Below are 19,640 nucleotides of genomic sequence, written 5' to 3'. Positions count from 1 at the left end.
CAGCAACCGTCTCGAAACCCCGCCAGCGTGCACACACGCCCTCCCCGGACAGCGTGGGCGTTCGCGGTTAGGGTTCCGGACGTGATCACCGGCGAGCTCAAAAGCAAGATCGACACTATCTGGAACGCCTTCTGGTCCGGCGGAATCGCCAACCCGCTCGAGGTCATCGAGCAGATCACCTACCTGCTATTCATCCGTCGCCTCGACGACCTGCAGACGCTGGCCGAGAAGAAGGCCAACCGCACCGGCCAGCCGATCGAGGACCCGCTGTTCCAGCCGGGGCAGGCCGACCTGCGGTGGTCGAAGTTCAAGGACTTCGAGCCGGGGGTCATGCACCAGGTCGTGGGCGAAGGCGTCTTCCCGTTCCTGCGCAAGCTCGGCGGTGACGGCTCCACCTACTCGGCCCACATGAAGGATGCGCGCTACGCCATCCCGACGCCGGCCCTGCTGTCAAAGGTCGTCGACCTGCTCGACGAGATCCCGTTGAACGACCGCGACACCAGCGGTGACCTGTACGAGTACATGCTCAGCAAGATCGCGTCGGCCGGACAGAACGGGCAGTTCCGGACACCGCGCCACATCATCGACCTCATGGTCGCGATGACGGCGCCGCAACCCTCGGACGAGATCTGCGACCCAGCCTCGGGTACGTCGGGGTTCTTGGTCTCGGCAGCTCAGTACGTCCGCGAGCACCACCCGTCCGTGATGACCGATGTCGGCCAGCGTCGGCACTTCCACCACAGCATGTTCCACGGCTACGACTTCGACTCCACCATGCTTCGCATCGGCAGCATGAACATGCTGCTCCACGGCGTCGAACAGCCGGACATCCGCTACCGCGACTCCCTGTCAGAGGGCGCCGCGGGGGAGGAGGGGTCATACTCGCTGGTCCTCGCGAACCCGCCCTTCGCTGGGAGCCTCGACTACGAGTCCACCTCCAAGGATCTCCAGCGCGTCGTCAAGACCAAGAAGACCGAGCTGCTGTTTCTCGCCCTCTTTCTTCGGCTGCTGAAGCCCGGCGGCCGTGCTGCCGTCATCGTCCCGGACGGAGTGCTCTTCGGGTCCTCCACGGCACACAAGGCGCTCCGCCGCATTCTCGTGGAGGACCAGGAGCTCGACGCCGTCGTGAAGCTGCCTTCCGGCGTCTTCAAGCCCTATGCCGGGGTCTCCACAGCGATCATGTTCTTCACCAAGACCAACTCGGGCGGCACCGACCACGTCTGGTTCTACGACGTGCAGGCCGACGGCTTCAGCCTCGACGACAAGCGCAACCCCATCGAGTCGAACGATCTCCTCGATGTACTAGCGCGCTGGGAGAAGCGTGACGGTGACGAGCAGAACCGTGCCCGCACCGAGCAGAGTTTCTGCGTGCCCAAGGCTGACATCGCGGCACAGGGTTACGACCTTTCCCTGAACCGCTATAAGGAAGTCGTCCACGACGAGGTCGAGCACCGCGCCCCGCTCGACATCATCGCCGACCTCGAGCGCCTCGAGACCGAGATTCAACAGGGCTTGATCGACCTGAGGGCGATGCTCTCTTGACCACCGTTGCGCTAGGCGATGTCGTCGACTTCTACAGCGGCGGGACACCGTCGAAGGCCAACCCCGACTTCTGGAGTGGGGACGTGCCTTGGTTCAGTGCTAAAGACATCAAACAGTCTCGGCTAACGGATTCCGCTGACCACATCTCTCGATCCGTATTCGACTCGACTTCGATACGGAAGATTCCGGCAGGCACGGTCACGATGGTCGTGCGCGGCATGATCCTCGCCCATACCGTTCCTATCGCGATCCTCGATGTTGAATCTGCGATAAATCAGGACCTCAAAGCGCTCATCCCACGTCGCGAGATCGACCCAAGATTTCTTGCTGCGATGTTGCGGGCTCAGCACGACGTGATCTTGGCGCAGGTCAGCACGGCGGCTCACGGTACGAAAAAGCTCGACGCGAGAGTCCTGGAAAGTATCCGGATCCCCCTCCCACCCCTCGACGAGCAGCGCCGTATTGCCGCGATCCTGGACCAGGCCGGCGCCCTCCGCGCCAAGCGCAGCCAGTTACTTGCCCACCTGGACGAGATCACCCACTCGGTGTTCGACGACATGTTCGGAAGCCATCCGTGGTCAGCGACGCTGGCCGACATCGCCGACGTGCAGATCGGTCCGTTCGGATCGTTGCTACATCAAAGCGACTATGTGAGGGGGGCAGTAGCAGTGCTGAACCCTATGCACATACAAGGGGGTGTGCTTCAGCCGGACCCCGAGTTCTCGGTGAGCGAGGAAAAGGCGGTTGGTCTCGCCCGCTATCGCCTCTGCGAGGGCGACATAGTCCTGGGTCGGCGAGGGGAGATGGGGCGAGCCGGGATCGTCCGACCGGAGCAAGTCGGGATGCTCTGTGGAACAGGCTCCTTGATTCTGCGGCCCAAGCAAAGCCGTTCGACATTCCTTCACGCCGTGGTCACCTCCACAAGGATGAAGAGGTATCTCGAGCGGCACTCACTGGGGGCCACGTTGCCGAACCTGAATGCTGGGATCGTGAAGTGTTCGCCAGTGCCAAACCCAAGCGTAGAACTACAGCGAGCCTTTGAGGAGCATCTGACTGCGGTAGCCCGGACGCGAGCAACGACGCTAGAGGCCGTAATGGTCGATGCCGAGTTCTGCACATCCCTCCATTCCCGCGCGTTTCGAGGTGAGCTCTGATGGCTGCTGTGCCCACGTGGGATCAGTACATGGTGCCGTGTCTACGTGTCCTGTGTGACGGGGAAGTGCACCGCACCCGCCCGATCGTGGAGGCGGCTGCCGACCTCCTGGGGGTGACGCAGGAGCAGCGAGAGATCCTGATCCCCTCGGGGCAGGAGCAGTGGGTGAACCGGGGCAACTGGGCGCTGTCCTACCTGGCCCGAGCGGGTGCCGCCGAGCGGCCGAGCCGGGGTCGCTACCGGATCACCAACATCGGTCGGAAGCTTCTGACGGAGCACCCGGACGGCATCACCGAGAAACACCTGCGCGCGCTCTCCGGGGACGAGAACGCACCGCACACCTTCAAGGCGTTCCCCTCTCCTGCGCAGGCCTCGGCGCCCGCCGCGGTGGAGGAAGCTTCCAAGCTCGATCCCGAGGAGCAGATCGCGTCCGGTGTTGCCCGTATCAACGCTGATGTCGCCGACCAGCTGCTGACCCGCATCCTGGCGCAAGAGCCGGTCTTCTTCGAGCAGGCGGTGCTCGATCTGCTGATCGCCATGGGCTACGGCGGTGCGGAAGGGTCCGCGACCCGCACCCAGCTGTCCAGCGACGGCGGCATCGACGGAATCGTCGACCAGGACGCGCTCGGGTTGAGCCGGATCTACGTCCAAGCGAAGCGGTACGCCGAGGACAACGCCATCGGACGGCCCGCGATCCAAGCCTTCGTTGGCGCTCTGGCCGGCAACCAGGCCAACCAGGGGGTCTTCATCACCACCAGCCGGTTCAGTGGTGAGGCACAGGCCTACGCCGACCAGGTGCCGACGCGCATCGTGCTCATCGACGGCGAGAAGCTGACCAGACTGATGATCCGCTACGGCGTCGGTGTGCAGGTGAAGCGGACCGTCCAGATCGTCGAGATGGACGAGGACTTCTTCGAGTGAGCGAGCAGGCTGCGGTGGAACGTGAAGTGGTTGGGCGACCGACCGGCTACGCGGGCGGCCAAAACGAGCAGCGATGGAAGAAGGCCGTCAGGGATGCCTTCGCCGGCGCCACACTCCCAGGCCCTTCCCGCGTCCAACTGGAGGTCGACTTCGTCCTCACCACCCAGCAACGCGGACGTCTCGAGCCTGATCTCGACAACCTGATCAAGTCCACGCTCGACGCGCTGGACGGCGTACTCGGTCGACGGCCTGCGACGGGGGCCCGAGTCGAGGCCGACGACGTGCGAGTCGACCGCCTCATCGCGACTAAGCGCCACGGGGGCGAGGGCGAGGCGACCGGTGCGCGAATCCGGATGTCCGAACTGCCAGAAGTCCCCGCCTGACCGATCTCTGACCGGCATGATGACCGGCGACGCAGTGGGGAGATAGCCGGTGACGAGCAACTTCGACTTCATCAAGACCGAGTGGCCGCAGACCCATGCCGACTGCGTGCGGTCCGAGGGATACTTAGCGTCGGACCCGCGCACCGCCTGCATCTACGCGCGCCGCGCGGTCGAACAGCTTGTCGGTCTGATCTACGACGTCGACCAGCTGCCACTGCCCTACAAGGACGACCTTTCAGCTCGGGTCAATCAGGCCGAGTTCCGCAACACTGTCGGCGTCGGGATCGGGCAGAAGCTCAACCTGATCCGCAAGCTGGGCAATCGGGCCGTCCACGACACCCAGCCGATCCCGGCCCAGGCTGCCGTCGATGTGCTCCGCGAGCTCCACCACGTCGTGGTGTGGACCGCGTTCCGTTACTCCACCGACCCGGCCTCGGTGCCCAACGGTGCGATGTTCGACCCCGCGCTCGCGGGCAAGAACGCGCCTCTGAGCCGCGCTGACGTCGTCAAGCTCGCGGAGCGGTTCAAGGCCCAGGACGGGGCTCACGCCAAGGCGTTGGCCGAGCGCGATGACCTGGCCGCGGCCAAGGACGTCGAGATCGAGAAGCTGCGCGCGCAGATCAAGGCGGTGCAGGCTGCGAACGTCCTGCCGGACACCCGGGACTACTCCGAGGCCAAGACCCGCGAGCTGATCATCGACGAGCTGCTCCTCGAGGCGGGGTGGCTACTCACCGAGGACCGGGACCGCGAGTTCGAGGTCACCGGCATGCCCAACGACAAGAACACCGGCTACGTCGACTACGTGCTCTGGGGTGCAGACGGTCTGCCGCTGGCGGTGGTGGAGGCGAAGCGCACGACGGTTGAGCCGGCGGTCGGCCAGCAGCAGGCCAAGCTCTACGCTGACTGCCTCGAGCAGATGACCGGGCGACGCCCGGTGATCTTCTACACCAACGGCTACCAGACCTGGCTCTGGGACGACGCCGCTGGCTACCCGCCCCGCAAGGTCGAGGGCTTCTTCACCGCCACCGAGCTCGAGCTCATGGTGGGTCGCCGCACCGGTCGTCTCCCACTGGCTACCGCGACCATCACGAAGGAGATCGTCGGGCGGCACTACCAGCAGCGCGCCATCCGCGCCGTCGGGGACGCCTTGACCGCCAAGCAGCGCGATGCCCTGCTCGTGATGGCCACCGGGTCGGGAAAGACCCGCGTCACCATCGCGCTGGTCGACCAGCTCATGCGAGCCGGCTGGGTGAAGCGAGTGCTGTTCCTCGCCGACCGCACCGCGTTGGTCCGCCAGGCAGCGAATGCGTTCAAGACCCACCTGCCCAACGTCACGACCGTCAACGCCGTCACCGAGAAGAACAGCGACGGCCGGGTCTACGTCTCGACCTACCCGACGATGCTGAACCTCATCAACGACATCGGCAGCGGTCGCCGTCTGTTCGGACCCGGCTATTTCGACCTGGTCGTGATCGATGAGGCCCATCGGTCGGTCTACCAGAAGTACGGCGCGATCTTCTCCTGGTTCGACTCGCTCCTGGTGGGCCTGACCGCGACGCCAAAGGACGAGGTCGACCGCAACACTTACGGCCTGTTCAACCTCGAGGACGGCGTCCCCACCGACGCCTACAGCCTCGACGAGGCCGTGGCCGAGGGCTACCTCGTGCCCCCGGTGGGGGTGTCCATGTCCACCAAGTTCCTGCGCCAGGGGATCCGCTACGACGAGCTCTCCGAGGAGGAGAAGGACGACTGGGACTCCTATGAGTGGAGCGAGGACGGCGAGATCCCCGACGCCATCACCGCCGAAGAGCTGAACCGGTTCCTGTTCAACGCCGACACCGTCGACAAGGTCCTGGCGGCCGTGATGAAGGACGGCCACAAGGTCGCCGGCGGCGACCGCCTGGGCAAGACCATCATCTTCGCCAAGAACCAGAAGCACGCCGAGTTCATCGAGCAGCGCTTCAACCTCGCCTACCCCCACTACGCCGGTGACTTCGCCCGGGTGATTACCCACTCCGTCACCTACGCCCAGTCGCTGATCGACGACTTCTCGATCAGAGACAAGGCGCCGCACATCGCGATCTCCGTCGACATGCTCGACACCGGCATCGACGTCCCTGAGGTCGTCAACCTCGTTTTCTTCAAGGCCGTCCGGTCCAAGAGCAAGTTCTGGCAGATGATCGGGCGCGGCACCCGCCTGTGCCCCGACCTGTACGGGCCTGGCGAGGACAAGAAGAACTTCTACGTCTTCGACGTCTGCGGCAACCTCGAGTACTTCAGCCAAGACCTCCCCGAAGTCGGCGGCTCGGTGCAGAAGTCCCTCGCCGAGCGCCTCTTCGAGGCCCGCCTCGGACTGGTCGCGGCCCTCGACCACACCTCCGGTGACACCAAGGACGATCCGGAGATAGGGGAGGGCGAGACGTCCGAGCGCGGGCTACGCGTCGACATCGCCTGGTCGCTCCACGAAGTGGTCGCCGGCATGAACGTCGACAACTTCCTGGTCCGCCCCGCTCGGGAGTGGGTCGAGACCTACGCGGAGTGGCCCTCGTGGAAGCGTCTCGACACCGACAAGGCCGGCGACATCGCCCGCCACCTCGCCGGGCTGCCCTCCGCGCACCGTGACGAGGACGAGGACGCCAAACGCTTCGACCTGATCCTGCTGCGTCTCCAACTCGCCCGCCTTGAGAGCGACGCCCTCACCTACGAACGACTGCGCAAGCAGGTCCAGGACATCAGCTCGGCCCTGCTCGGTCAGACCACCATCCCGTCGGTCAGGGCCCAAGAGCAGCTGCTCGATCAGCTGGCCGGTGACGAGTGGTGGGTCGACGCGACCCTGCCGATGCTCGAGCTGGCCCGTCGACGGGTCCGGGGCCTCGTGCGGTTCGTCGACTCGACCAAGCGCGCCATCGTCTACTCCGACTTCCAGGACGAGCTCGGCGACGCCAGCATCGTCGATCTCCCCGGTGTTCTGCCCGGCACCAACTGGGAACGTTTCCGCGCCAAGGCACGGTCCTACCTGCGCGATCACGAGGACCACCTCGCGTTGCAGCGTCTGCGCCGCAACCTCCAGCTCACCGCCGATGACCTCACCTCGCTGGAGACGATGCTGCTGGAGTCCGGCGCCGGCACCGAGACCGACATCGCCAAGGCCCGCGAGGAGGCCCACGGTCTCGGCCTTTTCGTCCGGTCCCTGGTGGGGCTGGACCGTGAAGCCGCGACCGCCGCGTTCGACCGCTACCTCTCCGACACCTCGTTCTCGACCAACCAGCTCCGCTTCGTTCAGCTGATCGTGGAGCACCTGACCGCCAACGGGGTGATGGAGGTTGCCCGGCTCTACGAGTCGCCGTTCACTGACCACGCCCCGCACGGCCCGGACACGCTCTTCACCGACGACCAGGTTGACGACATCGTGGCCATTCTCGACGACGTCAGAACGCACGCCCTACCCGACGTAACGGTGGCCTGAGACCGCGCCCAGCCCGGATGGAACCTTCCGCTGTTGAGTTTTCAAAGATCAGAGTTAGTGCTCTGCGTACCTGAGCCGACATCGGGTTGCCGTGTGCGTCAGGCTGCGTCGGGCACGGCCTTCAACGTCTCCTTGCGCGAGGCGCGGAGGTACTCGTCGTCGATCTCCTTGGCCTGTGCCTTGGTCAGGTCGACGAAGCCCCAGTCGTGCTGGTCGGGCTGGAGCAGCGGATGGTCGGCCGGTCCGAGACCGGTGTCCTCGTGCCAGCTACGGAGCTGCTCCTCATTGAAGACCGCGACCTTGAGGCCGTTGATGAGGTTGGCCATGGCCAGCCCCGGGAGGCGGTTCTGTCCGCGGCGCATCCGCTGAGGCTGGGGTTCTTCAGGATCCCGAAGGCACCCTCCACGAGCGTGCGGACGTTCATGGCGCGCCGCCACCGGCGGGTGCCGACGTATTCCCGCTGCATGAGCTTGCGCTGGTGGTGCGGGTTCTTTGGGTCAGGAGTGAAGTCCATGGTCTTGTTGGTGCAGCAGGGGCGTGATTCCCAGTCCTGGGGCGGGGTGATGATGGGCAGGCCGGCCTCCCGGGCGACGGTGACGTTGTCCGTGCCGCGCGCCCAGCAGCCGCCTCTGCCAGCCATCGCGGGGCAGATCCACTTCGAGGAGGGGTTCGCCCCAAGGCCGGACTCCTTGCGGTCGAAAGCCCAGTTGGCCTTGAACTCCTCGACCGCGTTGTAGTGCTCGTCGTCCTCATCCCGGGCGAACGTCGCAGGGAGTGGACGCTGGTCCATCGGGGCGGCGGGGCAGTGCATCCACCCGTACTGCATGACGGCACCGTTGATGTCGACGCAGCCACCTCCGTCCTCGCGCATGGCGAGGATCTGCTCGATGCCACGCTGGGCCAGGGGAACGGCCCACCGGGCGGCCTTGAGGTTGGTGTAGAGCAGGTCCCCGGCAAGCCGGGTGATCTTGGAGCGGAGCTGGATGCGGTCCAGAAGTCGCAGGGAGGCCTCGACGACGTCCTCGTTCGCGGGCACCACGACCAGCCCCTCGACGAGCAAGGGCTCCGGCCGACCGGTGGAGTTCGGATCTGCGGTCCGCACGACCGTGTGCTGGTGGAAGCCGTAGCCGACCTCCTTCTGTCCTGCCTTGCCAGTCTTGTAACCCCAGGCGGCGTCGAGACAGTGGCGCAACGCACCAGTGACCCGCCCCTGGGGTGCAGGTGCGTCCTCGGCGGAGATGGGGGTGACCTGGAGCGAGGTCGACACGTCCTCGCTGGGAGCGTGGGCAGCGCCGGTGTCCAGGCGCTTCTGGGCGTCAGTCCGCTCCTTACGAGGGCCGATGTTCCAGGACCACTGCCCGGTGCCGTCGATCGCACAGGTGGTGCAGCTGCGCGGGATGACGGAGATGGTGATAAGTCGGTCGATGACGTCTTCAACCTGTGTCCGGCGCCAGTCGCGTTCTTCGTCGCTCAGGTCGGGTGCGGTGCCGTGGCCGTAGTCCAGCCGGTCCTTGATCTTGGCGGCGACGTTGACGAGGTCGTCGTATCCGATCCGCTCGTAGCCCTCGTCGGTCCAGATCTCCTTGCGCGGCTTGCCGTTCTTGGTCAGTCGGGCCTGCTCGGGGTCGAAGCTGCGGGGCTTGGTGGCCTTCGTGGTGAGCGGACGCAGTACGCCGAGCTGCCACTGAAGGTCGCGGGGGAGTGTCTCGGTCAGGACGCCGTGGACACCGGCGACGGTGGTCTCGTGTCCGAGGCGGGTGCACAGGATGACGCCGATGGCCCACAGCCTGGTGTTGGCGCGGATCTGGCCCTTGCGTCCGCGCTGGCCCTTGGGTGTCGGCGGGGCGAGGATGTCGAGCACGCCGCTGTTGTCGATCATGTGGACGGTGCGCGCGACCATGGGGCGGGTCAGGCGCTTGGCGCTCATCGGGTCTCGCCCCGCAGCAGGCCGGTGGTGGTGGCCTCGACCTGGGTGAGGTTCTTGTGCGCCAGCCAGGGACCCAGGTGCGGGTGCAGCTCGCTGAGCGTGCGTGCGGACTTGAGCCCGGCCGCCTGCAGGATCACCGCCAGCGGGATGGGGTCGGTCATCAGGTCTGCCAACCAGGTCGCGCGCAGCCGGGCGGGCTCGATGTGCGGCACGTTGTGCAGGGCGGCCCTCTCGACGGCCCGGGCGGCGGTGTTGCGGCGGTCCTGCTTGCGACCGAGCACGAGCTCCCCGTCAGGGATGTCCGCGATGGCAGTGCGCAGCAGCGGTTCGAACCCAGCGCGGAGGATGACGATGCGAGGACGGGGTCCCTGCACGTGGATCCGGATGCCGTCCTCGGCGAGGTCTTCGATGTGGTTCTTCCGCTGGTCCCTCATGTCGACGCTGTCGAGTCCAGCCCCGGCCGCGAGGGCGACAACGATGGCGAGGTCGCGCTGGCGTGTGGCGGTGGGCTGGACCTGGCTGGCGCGGACGATGACGGCGAGCTCGGCGGGGGTGTAGCAGGGCTTGATGGAGCTGTGCCCGATCGGGGTGAGCTTGGCGGGCACGTCGGGGCCGGGGTTCGCGGTGCGGGCTACCGACAAGAGCCGGCGTCGGCGCTCCGCGCGCTGGTGGTCGTCCGCCTCGGCCATGCCGACCCGGACGTACTCGTCGATGAAGGTGGTGGTCAGCAGGATTTCGATGCTCAGGGGGCGTCCGCGCTTGATCGCGAACACGGCGAGCTGAGAGAGGTGGTTGCAGTGCTTGCGCACGCTCTCGGCGCGTGAGAGCGTCGATGCCGTGACCGCGGCGCGGAGGAACGGCTTGATCTTCTCCATGGTTGCGTCGCTGACGCGTGCCGAGCGGTAGTCGTCGATCACGGCGGCCAGAGTCTCCGAGAGTTCGCGGTGGTGCGGGCGTGCCTCGATCTCGGCCCTGAGGCGGGCGACGGACGCCTTGCTGGGGCGCTTCCTGCGGTTGGGAGTGGTGGCCATCAGGCCGGTCCTTTCGTCCGGTCGCCCGTCTGTGGCGGGCGATCTGGACGAGCACGGTGCCGACGCGTCTGCGGCGGGCAATCCCTGCACGGGACGTCCTGGGAACGCGTCGGCACCGGCCCTCAGGGGGTCAGTGCGCCCCGCGGAGCAGGTCGTGGTGGGCGCTGGTCGGTGCGGTGGGAAGGGCGGCTGCGCGGGTCAGGCCGAGGTCGAGATCACGCCGGCTGAGCCCATAGTGGGGCGATCAGGACGGCCACGGGCGCGTCGTGGGTCAGCACCTCGTGGGTGAGGACCCCGTGCAGCCATCGGCGGGTGATCGGGCGTCCCTGCGCTTCGGCGAAGCGCCTGGCGCGCTGCCAGGTCGCCTCAGCGACGGCAGGCACCTCAGAGCCAGCGCAACGCCTCGTGCGGGTGGAGTCGACGGCCGCGATGAAGGCGGCGGCGTCCTCGTCGTCTCCGGCGACGAGCTCGGCGGCCTCCACGAGCTGTCGGAGGTCGTTGAGCGCCTTGTGCGAGACCAGCGCCTGCGCCCGCTCGCCGTCCTTACGGCGGCCCTCGCGCCAGGGAAGCCCGCGGTGTGTCGCCTGGAGGCGACGCGCGATACCGCGCTTGTTCTCTCGGGTCTTGGCGCTGGCGGTCAACGCGGTGTCGAAGGAGAGCAACGTGCGGTCAGCCAGCGCTTCGTCCAGGGTGATCTCGCGACCGCGCTCGACCAGGTGAGCAACGACTGCATCGAGGAGCTGGATGTCCTTCTCGACGCGCAGCCGGGTCGGCTCGCCCGCGCGCATCACGAGCGCGGCCGCCGACGGGCCGACGCGACCCCAGGTGGCGGCCTCGACGTCCTTGGGGCGGTAGGCCGCAAGGAAGCGCTCGAGCTCCTCGGGGTCGTTCAGTGCGGTAGCAGTGGCAGGGACGGTGTCTTCGGCGTCATGGGTGTTGGACATGTGAGGCGACCGTCCGGCGCGGTCTCGATCGCGCAAACCCCGCGTGCGTGGTCAGGCAGGACGCTGAGTGCGCAAGCGTGGGGTGGGCCGAGAACGGCCCACCCCACGTGGTGATGTCCGGCCCTCAGGCCGCGAGCGGTGCCTCAGCGCCGTCGGCGCGGTGCGCGCTGATGGCGTGACACAGGCTGCAGGTTTCCGCCGTCACCAGCGGGCGGTGCTCGGCGGCCGCCTCATCCTCGGCCCAGGAGCCGATGTGCTCCTCGAAGGCATCGGGGAACTCGTCGGCCAGGACCTGCTCGACCTCGAGCTGCAGGAGGTAGAGCTCGATGTGCTCCTCGAGGCCGTGCGAGCGGTACTCGGTAGCCAGCTGCGAGACCCGCTTACCGGTGTACAGCAGGTTCTCCAGACGCCGACGGCGCTTGACCTCCGGGAGGTCGCTCACGCGACGGCTCTGAACTCGGCTCTGCTTGTTTGTGGACATCTCGCCCTCCAGGGCGGTTGGTGCTCGGTCCGGCCCTACGCCGGGCCGTGGCACGGAGCGCCTTGACGCTCACCGGGCACCGTCGGCGCGTGCTCGGGCAGACCAAACAAGGGGATGCTCGTGTCTCACCATGGCTACCTTGCGGGCATCACGAACCTCGTTGTGTGTGGCGGTTGCGCAGCGGAGTCGTCGTCTCACGGTCGGTCTCGAAACGGCGAGCAACAGCTCGCCGACCAAGACAAAGGACCGCTGCCATGGACCCCCTCGACATCCTCTTCCCCGTCCGCCCCGACAGCCGCGGCACGGCGCGAGCCCTGCATGAGATGGGCATCTGCGCCGTGATCGCCGAAGACGGTCTCCAACTCATCAGCTGTGGCGCGTCCAGCTCCCGCGGTGACGGCTCCCCGCACGCCGTGGGCGACAGCTGCCACCCCCGAGACCACCTCGGACAGCCCGTTGCCTACTGGGTGCTCTCCTTAGAGATTGAGACCGACCTCGGCGATCTCGGCGAGTACTATCCGCCGAACTGGCTCGAGGAGCTGCCCGACATCAACTGAGACCGGCACCGATGGGGCTCACTGCCTGGCCCTTCCACGGCGCGAGGACCCAGAGCAGTGCGCAGCAGCTGGGTGCCGCCGCACCTGACATTTCTAGCCGTTATCGGCGCCACTTGTTTCTCGTGCGGCCGTCCCGCCCGACGGCCGTTGCCCTTGCCGACCCCTATTCGTGGCAAGGAGCGTCGTGGCGCTCAGCAGGCACCCGCGACGTGGGTCATCTCTCGTCAGTGACGCGGCTGTTGCCGTGCGACCGGCGACCCACACCGACCTCAGAAGACGCCGTCCAAGCCACCGGTCTGCTTCCATCTGATCTTTGGGGCACCAAGCTTTCCGGCAAGGAAGTCCCCCGTCGCCTGGGTCAAGCTGTTGACGAAGGTCAAGCATTGCCGGGCATCGGTAAGCGTAAGCGACGGGCTTCGGCCTGCCCGAGCTCCGCCCGAGGTGTGAAGCCGAGGGTCCTCGGTACGCATGACGACGTCGTGCTCGTCAACAACATCGACCAGCACTGGGAACCTCTCGTACAGATCGCCCTGTCCGTGGGCGACGGCGTGGCGAATCCGCAGCCACGAGTCCAAACGGGCCATCGCATCGCAGGGGTTTACCCGCACACTGCCCACGCCCTTCCCGCCCCAGGTCTTCCAGGTCCAAGCGCTCGCCGGGTCCACGAGCAAGTTGCGCGTCATCAGTCCTCGAGACTTCGCGGAGTTGGGGGTCGCGAAAAGTTCGACCTCAGATACAACCTTGTTGATCTGGGAGGCCGTAGGTGCGGAACGTAGGCCGGCGAACGCGGCAATGGTCATGTCCTCGACCGCGGCCTGCCAGCTGGCAACTGCCATCAGAACGATGGCGCGGTTCAGTGAAACCTCCGCGCTCCGGCGCCCTCGCCCCGGACCTCCTGACGCGCGATGGACGGCAACCAGGTTGTGCGCGTGGCCGATGCCGAGCCGGTACTGGTCAGCCGCCTGCTGAAGCGTGAGGGTAGGGAGGGTAGCCATCCCAGCATTCTTCTCGGTCGTGTCGCACCGGGCATCGGAAAGCAAGAATTCCGCCGTCTCACCATCAGACGACCGGAGGTTGCCGGACGCGTCGAGGTCGAACGCGACCTCGGTCGGCGGTGCTGTCGCCTTGCCGTCACGCCAGCAGATACAGGCCACCCATGCGTAGTGCTCACTCACAGACGCGCCGTTTGATCCTGCTTCGACACGTGAGCTGCACGCTGCGCGCCGTCGTCAGGAGGGCGTGACAAGCACTGCTTGCGCCGGGTCGACACCGTCTGTGCAGGCAAGCGCGGGGAGTTCCGCGCCGTCGAGGCCGGCGAGTTCGAGGGCTGCGCGGCCGGAATGGTGTGCAGAGAGCACCGACTGCCCGTTGGCGACGGCGGCGTAGAACTGCGCCGCGTAGGAGATCGCGTCTCCGTCGTCGATGGTGTCGGCCATGCCGATTGCGAACGGCGACACATCGGCGACGAGGTCGTCGATCTGGCCCGCTGAGCTGCACGAGTTCAGCATGATCAGGAGGGGCGGGGTATCTGTCGCTCGGACGGCATTTGCAAAGGCCCTCGCGGTGACTACGACGCCGTCGTGGGGCTCGTCGACCTCGTCCTCGAACTCGATGAGGTTCTCGTTGCTGTGTCCGGAGAAGTGAACGACGTGGGGCCGGAACTTGGTAACACCGTCCAGGAGGTCCTGGGGGGTTGCCGCTGGGCGCACGTCGAGTTCGATCTGGTCGCGGTGCAGAGCGGACTCAACCGCTGCACGAATGCGCTTCTGCTCCCGACCGACCCGAAGTCCGCCGTCAGCGGAGGCCCCGAGGATGAGAACGCGCAGTTTCTCGGGCTTCGGGGAGGGGATCTGGCGCGCAATCTGGTCGACGTGGAACTCGGTCTGCGAGATTCGCGAATCTAGCGCGGAACGGTCCGCAAGGGTCTTGCGCTCAGCCTTCTTCAGGTCTTGGGCACGTTTGCGGTCGGCGGCGGCCGCCTCGGTCTGTTCGGCTTTCGCGACCTTGGTCTGGAGGCTCACCTCGTCGCGGAGGTACCCAGTGGCTCGGGTCGACCAGCTGTTTGCCTCCTTGCCGGCGCTGGCGGCATCACGTTCCTTCCGCTCAGCTTCGTTCGCCTTGCTTCGTGCGGTAGATGCGTTGCTAGCCCTCATCGCGGCCCCGCGTGCCTTAGTGGCCTCGGTGCGCTTGATGGACTCCTTGATGCGATAGTTGCTCGCCTTCTTCTCCGCGTCGATGCGCTGCTTGCGCTTGCGGTCCAACTGGCTGCGGTACGTACTGGCGCTCATGAGTCCCTCGAGTTCGTCGCGGTCGCTGATGGTTGTTGGGCTTACCCGAGGACGTCGACGGACGCCTCGACCCGGCCGCTCGGGATAACGATCGCGGTCCAGTGGCCCGTTTGTGGCACCTGCAGGGTGATCGGCGACCGGTTGTAGTGGCCGCCCGTGTACTTGAACGACTGGCCGCGCTTGAACTTCGAGAAGTTCGTTCTGTCGACCAGAAACACGTCGGACTCGGAGCCGCGGAGCGACGCCTGGACGACGGTTCCGGCCTGCTGGTTGCCGACATCGAAGTGGAGGTAGTTCACGACATGCTCCGAAGGGTTTGGTGTCAGGCCCGGTCGCGGGGCGGGTAGGGGTCGTTGCCGGGGGCGACGGTGTCGGAGTCGCGAATCTGGCCGTCGCGGCCGTGAATCCGGAGCTCGCCACCGCCGAGGTTGTGCACGATCTCCCGGCCGCGGTCGATTGCCTGCTGCTGGGTGTCGTGGTGACTGCTCGCGCGCTCGGCGTCGGGCTTGACGACGTCCCATCCGCCGGTCGGGTTGGGGACGACGTGCCGGTTGTTGCTGCTCATCGGGTTCTCCTTGGGTGAGTGACGCGGCCCTAATGAGCCACGCGCCCACTCTAACTAACAATCCGCACATTGAAAAGCACCAGCATTGGGACGCGATGTGGCGTGGGCCGGTGCCCACGAGGCCGCCCGGGTTCCGCCGCACGAGCGCGCACCCGCTTGTACCCTCTTGAGGTGAGCACTGTCTTGTTCCAACCTGAGCGTCTCCGCCTAGCCCGTGATGTTGAGAAGGTCAGTCAGACCGCGCTCGCAGGGGCCATCGGGGTCACGCCTGCGGCGATCTCGCAGTTCGAATCGGGTGAGACCAACCCGTCGGAGGACAAGGTCGCGGCGATGGCGGACGCCCTGGACGTTCCGACCTCCTTTCTCTACCTGCCAATGGTCGACATGCACGAAGGATTCTTCCGGTCGTTGCGAAAGAGCACAGTTGTTGAAAGACGGTGGGCGAGGTCGATGGCTCACTTGGTTCATGACCTCGCGACGCAGCCCGGCGGTGCTAGCGACCTAGCGCCCCTCGACTTGCCGCTGTCTCGGGTTGAGACGTTCGACCCCGATGCTGAACAAGTTGTTGAAGCCGCGAGGTTGGTCCGACGTTCGTGGAACGTCCCGGCAGGCCCCATCGACGACGTCGTCGCGTTGCTGGAGGAGCACGGAATTCTGGTCGTCCGGATGCCTATGGGGTCTGCCGACGTCGACGCGTTCTCTCTTCCTTTCGGCGAACGGCCCGTGGTCGTGTTGAGCAACAACAAGAGCGATCGAGGCCGCTCGCGTTTTGATGCGGCCCACGAGCTCGGTCACCTAGTCATGCATGGCACCTCGGTCTGGGGCGTCAAGGAGGTCGAGGCCCAAGCGCACAGGTTCGCCGCCGAGTTCTTGATGCCCGAGGCAGACATCCGACACGAACTCCCCTCGACCGCAGACTGGGCCAGACTCTTCGAACTGAAGCAACGATGGCACGTGTCCTTGGCGGCGCTGCTCATGCGGGCCAAGACGCTAGGTGTGATGTCGCCGTCCGCGTACACAACCGCAATGAAGGGCATCTCTGCCCGTGGCTGGCGTCGAGTCGAACCGATACCGCTTGGCGCCCCGGAGGGCCCGCGCCGGACGACGGCCCTCCTTGACGTTGCGAGGAAGGACGCGGATTGGTTCCCTCGGGCACTACTCCCAGCCCTTGAAGGCCTTACGGTCGAGTAGCTGCATCAGTACGACCGCCTCCGCCCGGAGGCTTGAGGCCTCGTGTAGCGGTCCCTGCAACCGCGCCAGCGGTCGGCCAGATGAGCACGCAAACCCCAGCTCGGCGGTCTCTAAGCCTGATGTCCGACTTGGGTAGGTGCTGATTTCGGCGGCCATGGGTGCGAACGCTCCAGCGACTTCGCAGAACTGGCTCGCTGACCTGTGGGTTCCTGAATCCGCGAACACCCCACACCAGCCGGGCCGGTGCCCAGCACCGGCTCCAGCCCTCTTGATCCAGAGCCGCCACGACCTCGGTCGGGGCGGCTCTGGTCGTGCGCGCCCGCCCGCACCCCGAACGGGCTGCGCCGGCCGTGGCCGTGGGTGTTTGATCGGGAGGCACACCGGCCGGGCGCGCACCCGGCGCGCACCCGTCGCGAGCGGCGCGCGTGCCGGACGTCCGAGGAGGGTGATGGTCGAGCAGCTGCCGTCCCACCGACCGCTGGTGGTCACCGTCGCCGTCGCCGTCGCCTCGCTCGGGCTGCTCGCGGCGGCTGTCGCCGGCGGCTGGCTGGGCGACGACGTGGACCGCGGCGCGCGCTTCTGCGAGGCGCACGCCGGCACGGTCCGGCAGCCCGTCAACACGCTGAGCAACCTGGGGTTCGTGGTCGCGGGGCTGCTGGTCGCCGCCCGCGCCGGCCGGCCGGACGGACTCGGCGTGGGCACCCTGGCGCGGCTCCCGGCCCTCGCGACGGCGTACGCCTGCCTGGTGGTGCTGCTCGGGCCGGCCAGCATGGCGATGCACGCCACCGAGAGCGACGTCGGCGGGCACCTCGACCAGGCCAGCATGTACCTCGTCGCCGGCTTCGCCGTCGCCTACGCGGCGATGCGCCGGTGGCGGCGCGGGCCCGGCTTCCTGGCCGTGGTGCTCGTCGGCGTGGTCGCCGTGAGCGAGCTCGTGGGACTCTGGCCCGCCGAGCTGCCCGTCGTGGCGTACGCCGGCAACCTGGCCTTCGGGGTCTCGCTGGTCCTGGCGCTCGTCTGGGAGAGCCGCCTCGCACGTGGCGGGCTGGTGCTCGACACGCGATGGGCCTGGGCGGCGGCCGGGTCGTTGGCGGTGGCGTTCGCGATCTGGAACACCGCCACGACCGGCGGCGCGCTCTGCTTCCCCACCTCGCTCTACCAGGGCCACGGCGTCTGGCACCTGCTGTGCGCGGTGAGCGCGTGGTGCCTGTTCCGGCTCTACGTCAGCGAGCGGGCCGTGGGGTCTCCGCCGCCGGCCGGTGCGAGGTCGTGTGCCTGAGGCCGGCCCACAGGTCGTGCCCAGGCACACGACCGGGGCCGGGGCGGGGTCGGGAGCCGCTCAGATCCAGCCCATCCGTCGCGCGATCGCGACGGCGTCGTGCCGGTTGGCGGCGTCGAGCTTGGCCATCGCGTTGGAGAGGTAGTTGCGCACCGTGCCGGGCGAGAGGGACGCGCGCTGCGCGATCTCGTCGATCGGGGCGCCGGTCGCGGCGAGCTCGAGGACGTCGGACTCGCGCGGGGTGAGCGGGCTGTCGCCGGCGGTGATCGCCTCGGCGGCGAGCTGGGGGTCGACGTGGCGGCCGCCGGCGTGCACGGTCCGGACGACGTCCGCGAGGGTCGCCGCCGACGTCGTCTTCGGCAGGAACCCGCGGACGCCGGCCGCGAGCGCGCGCTTGAGGTGCCCGGGCCGGCCGTGGCTGGTGACGATGATGCAGCGGCACCCGGGCAGCTGCGTGGCCAGCCGCTCCGCCACGGCGGTGCCGTCGAGGCCGGGCATCTGCAGGTCGAGCACGGCCACGTCGACCGCGTGCTTGACGGCCATCGCGACCGCCTCGTCACCGGTGGCGGCCTCGGCGACCACGTCGACGTCGTCCTCGAGGTCGAGCATCTGCACGAGCGCGGTGCGGATGAGGTGCTCGTCGTCGGCGAGCAGGACCCGGATGGTGCCGGTCGGGCCGGTCGGGCCGTTCGGGCCGGTGGCGGTCATGCGGGGCTCCCGGTCGTGGTGGCGCTCAGCGGCCCGGACCCGGGCAGGTGGACGGCGACGGTCCAGGACCCGGGCGTCGCGGTGGTGGTCAGGGTGGCGCCGAGCGGGGTGAGTCGTTCACGCAGGCCGTCGAGGCCGGCGCCGCCACCGGACGCGGCGTCGGCCCGGACGCCGTCGTTGGAGACACGCAGCTCGTCGTCCGCGAACTCGATGCGCACGAGCGTGGCCGACGAGTGGCGCAGCACGTTGGTGACGCTCTCGCGGACCACCCAGCCGGCCGCCTCGTGCCAGGCCCGCGGGACGACGTCCACGTCGAGGTCGACGTCGATCCCGGCCGAGCGGAGCAGGGAGCGGGCGCCCTCGAGCTCGGTCGTCAGGTCGGTCGGGCGGTAGCCGCGGGCCAGCTCGCGGGCCTCGGCGAGCGCCTCGTGCGCGACGGCGCGCACCTCCAGCATCTTCTCCGCCGACCGGTCGCCCCGGGCGGCGAGGGTCGCGGCGAGCTCGGCCTGGACGGCGATCGTCGAGAGCCGGCGCCCGAGGACGTCGTGGACGTCGCGGGAGAACCGCAGCCGCTCCTCGGCGACGGCGAGCTGGGCGACGGCGTGCCGGGCGTCGTCCAGCTCGGTCACGACGTCGAGCACCCAGAGCGACGCGCGCACCGCGAACACGAGGAAGGCGGCCAGGACCATCCCGTACACGGCGCCCGAGGCCTCGCCCCGCAGCCCGCCGAGGACGGCGGCCCCGGCCACGACCGCGGCTGAGACCCGGTTGTCCGGGATGCCGCCGAGGGCAGCGGCGACGTTGCCGATCACCATCGCGGTGACCGTGCCGTGCACGGCCTCGACCGAGGACGTGCCGGGCACGAGCAGGTACGCCGCGCTGCCCAGCAGCAGCACCGCCGACCACACCCGGGGCAGCGGGCCGCGAGCCGGGTGGCTGGCCATCACCGCGCGCAGGACGACCGCGGCGGCGACGGCCACGACGACCCCGCCGCCGACCAGGACGCTCCGCTCGCCGGCGTCCTCGACGTCGGTGGCCGCGGCGACCAGGAGCGAGACGGCGAAGCCGGCGAGCATCACGTACAGCGAGGCGCGGGTGTAGAGGTCGACGCGCTCGACCCGGCCCAGGTCCGACCAGCGTCGGGGTCTGCGCAGGGTCACGGCCACGGGCCCCACCCTAGGGAGGGGTGGGGCCGGGGCGGCGG

General features: G+C 67.8%; 18 protein-coding genes. 8 read left to right on the top strand and 10 right to left on the bottom strand.

Annotation, left to right across the window (positions count from 1 at the left end; all coding sequences use genetic code 11):
• Positions 1-81 precede the first annotated feature (81 nt).
• Genes E4623_RS03290 through E4623_RS03270 form a run of 5 tightly spaced genes read left to right on the top strand, consistent with a single transcriptional unit; the run spans position 82 to position 7,465 of the window.
• Positions 82-1,542 (top strand): class I SAM-dependent DNA methyltransferase, encoded by a 1,461-nt coding sequence (locus E4623_RS03290; protein ID WP_134765055.1) that lies wholly within the window; start codon positions 82-84, stop codon positions 1,540-1,542.
• Entirely contained in the window at positions 1,539-2,696 is a 1,158-nt protein-coding gene (locus E4623_RS03285) for a restriction endonuclease subunit S (RefSeq protein WP_134765054.1), read from the top strand. The genes E4623_RS03290 and E4623_RS03285 overlap by 4 nt, the downstream gene beginning before the upstream one ends.
• Positions 2,696-3,616, top strand: coding sequence for a restriction endonuclease (locus tag E4623_RS03280; protein WP_134765053.1), 921 nt, complete (start codon positions 2,696-2,698; stop codon positions 3,614-3,616). The genes E4623_RS03285 and E4623_RS03280 overlap by 1 nt, the downstream gene beginning before the upstream one ends.
• Entirely contained in the window at positions 3,613-3,999 is a 387-nt protein-coding gene (locus E4623_RS03275) for a RusA family crossover junction endodeoxyribonuclease (protein ID WP_134765052.1), read from the top strand. The genes E4623_RS03280 and E4623_RS03275 overlap by 4 nt, the downstream gene beginning before the upstream one ends.
• 49 nt (positions 4,000-4,048) lie before the next feature.
• Positions 4,049-7,465, top strand: a complete 3,417-nt coding sequence (locus E4623_RS03270; protein ID WP_134765051.1) for a DEAD/DEAH box helicase family protein — start codon at positions 4,049-4,051, stop codon at positions 7,463-7,465.
• Positions 7,466-7,649: 184 nt separating this feature from the next.
• Here the strand turns inward: E4623_RS03270 and E4623_RS03265 are convergent, their stop codons facing one another.
• The 4 genes from E4623_RS03265 to E4623_RS03250 form a co-directional block, all read right to left on the bottom strand.
• Complete coding sequence (locus tag E4623_RS03265) at positions 7,650-9,392, bottom strand: hypothetical protein (protein WP_134765050.1); 1,743 nt, start codon at positions 9,390-9,392, stop codon at positions 7,650-7,652.
• The gene (locus E4623_RS03260) at positions 9,389-10,513 is read right to left on the bottom strand and encodes a hypothetical protein (protein ID WP_134765049.1); all 1,125 of its coding nucleotides are present in this window, start codon (positions 10,511-10,513) and stop codon (positions 9,389-9,391) included. The genes E4623_RS03265 and E4623_RS03260 overlap by 4 nt, the downstream gene beginning before the upstream one ends.
• A 125-nt stretch (positions 10,514-10,638) precedes the next feature.
• Complete coding sequence (locus E4623_RS03255) at positions 10,639-11,367, bottom strand: hypothetical protein (RefSeq protein WP_134765048.1); 729 nt, start codon at positions 11,365-11,367, stop codon at positions 10,639-10,641.
• Between the two features lie 124 nt (positions 11,368-11,491).
• Positions 11,492-11,809 (bottom strand): hypothetical protein, encoded by a 318-nt coding sequence (locus E4623_RS03250; protein ID WP_134765047.1) that lies wholly within the window; start codon positions 11,807-11,809, stop codon positions 11,492-11,494.
• A 293-nt stretch (positions 11,810-12,102) separates the two neighbouring features.
• On the opposite strand from E4623_RS03250, the gene E4623_RS03245 reads away from it, so the two are divergent.
• Positions 12,103-12,405, top strand: coding sequence for a hypothetical protein (locus E4623_RS03245; RefSeq protein ID WP_134765046.1), 303 nt, complete (start codon positions 12,103-12,105; stop codon positions 12,403-12,405).
• A 269-nt stretch (positions 12,406-12,674) separates the two neighbouring features.
• On the opposite strand, the gene E4623_RS03240 is transcribed toward E4623_RS03245, so the two are convergent.
• The 4 genes from E4623_RS03240 to E4623_RS22445 all read right to left on the bottom strand — a co-directional run bounded on the left by E4623_RS03240 (position 12,675) and on the right by E4623_RS22445 (position 15,258).
• Positions 12,675-13,580, bottom strand: coding sequence for a hypothetical protein (locus tag E4623_RS03240; RefSeq protein ID WP_134765045.1), 906 nt, complete (start codon positions 13,578-13,580; stop codon positions 12,675-12,677).
• Between the two features lie 54 nt (positions 13,581-13,634).
• Positions 13,635-14,666, bottom strand: a complete 1,032-nt coding sequence (locus E4623_RS03235) for a CHAT domain-containing protein (RefSeq protein WP_209020463.1) — start codon at positions 14,664-14,666, stop codon at positions 13,635-13,637.
• 68 nt (positions 14,667-14,734) lie between these two features.
• On the bottom strand, positions 14,735-14,992 hold the full coding sequence (locus E4623_RS22450) for a DUF1883 domain-containing protein (protein ID WP_167736442.1): 258 nt from the start codon (positions 14,990-14,992) through the stop codon (positions 14,735-14,737).
• A gap of 23 nt (positions 14,993-15,015) precedes the next feature.
• Positions 15,016-15,258 (bottom strand): DUF2188 domain-containing protein, encoded by a 243-nt coding sequence (locus E4623_RS22445; protein WP_167736441.1) that lies wholly within the window; start codon positions 15,256-15,258, stop codon positions 15,016-15,018.
• A 171-nt stretch (positions 15,259-15,429) separates the two neighbouring features.
• Between E4623_RS22445 and E4623_RS03225 the strand changes: the two genes are divergently transcribed.
• Together E4623_RS03225 and E4623_RS03220 are read left to right on the top strand one after the other, a co-directional pair.
• A complete protein-coding gene (locus E4623_RS03225; RefSeq protein WP_134765042.1) occupies positions 15,430-16,449 on the top strand; it encodes an XRE family transcriptional regulator in 1,020 nt (339 codons plus the stop codon).
• Positions 16,450-16,897: 448 nt separating this feature from the next.
• Positions 16,898-17,728, top strand: a complete 831-nt coding sequence (locus E4623_RS03220; protein ID WP_134765041.1) for a ceramidase domain-containing protein — start codon at positions 16,898-16,900, stop codon at positions 17,726-17,728.
• Between the two features lie 60 nt (positions 17,729-17,788).
• On the opposite strand, the gene E4623_RS03215 is transcribed toward E4623_RS03220, so the two are convergent.
• Both E4623_RS03215 and E4623_RS03210 read right to left on the bottom strand, forming a co-directional pair.
• On the bottom strand, positions 17,789-18,436 hold the full coding sequence (locus E4623_RS03215) for a response regulator transcription factor (RefSeq protein WP_134765040.1): 648 nt from the start codon (positions 18,434-18,436) through the stop codon (positions 17,789-17,791).
• Positions 18,433-19,602 carry a histidine kinase gene (locus tag E4623_RS03210; RefSeq protein WP_167736440.1) on the bottom strand — a complete coding sequence of 390 codons (1,170 nt, stop codon included), beginning with the start codon at positions 19,600-19,602 and terminating at the stop codon, positions 18,433-18,435. The genes E4623_RS03215 and E4623_RS03210 overlap by 4 nt, the downstream gene beginning before the upstream one ends.
• Between the last annotated feature and the right edge of the window lie 38 nt (positions 19,603-19,640).

Origin of the sequence: Nocardioides sp. 1609 (genome assembly GCF_004522105.1) — a bacterium.
GTDB lineage: Bacteria > Actinomycetota > Actinomycetes > Propionibacteriales > Nocardioidaceae > Nocardioides.
Note: the sequence above shows the minus strand (reverse complement) of the source record. Positions and strands in the feature narration are given on the sequence as shown.

Bases quoted from the DNA above. Each gene is read 5' to 3' on its own strand.
- E4623_RS03255 (WP_134765048.1), bottom strand. From the start codon at position 11,367: ATGTCCAACACCCATGACGCCGAAGACACCGTCCCTGCCACTGCTACC.
- E4623_RS03215 (WP_134765040.1), bottom strand. From the start codon at position 18,436: ATGACCGCCACCGGCCCGAACGGCCCGACCGGCCCGACCGGCACCATC.
- E4623_RS03220 (WP_134765041.1), top strand. From the start codon at position 16,898: ATGGTCGAGCAGCTGCCGTCCCACCGACCGCTGGTGGTCACCGTCGCC.
- E4623_RS03245 (WP_134765046.1), top strand. From the start codon at position 12,103: ATGGACCCCCTCGACATCCTCTTCCCCGTCCGCCCCGACAGCCGCGGC.
- E4623_RS22445 (WP_167736441.1), bottom strand. From the start codon at position 15,258: ATGAGCAGCAACAACCGGCACGTCGTCCCCAACCCGACCGGCGGATGG.
- E4623_RS03265 (WP_134765050.1), bottom strand. From the start codon at position 9,392: ATGAGCGCCAAGCGCCTGACCCGCCCCATGGTCGCGCGCACCGTCCAC.
- E4623_RS03280 (WP_134765053.1), top strand. From the start codon at position 2,696: ATGGCTGCTGTGCCCACGTGGGATCAGTACATGGTGCCGTGTCTACGT.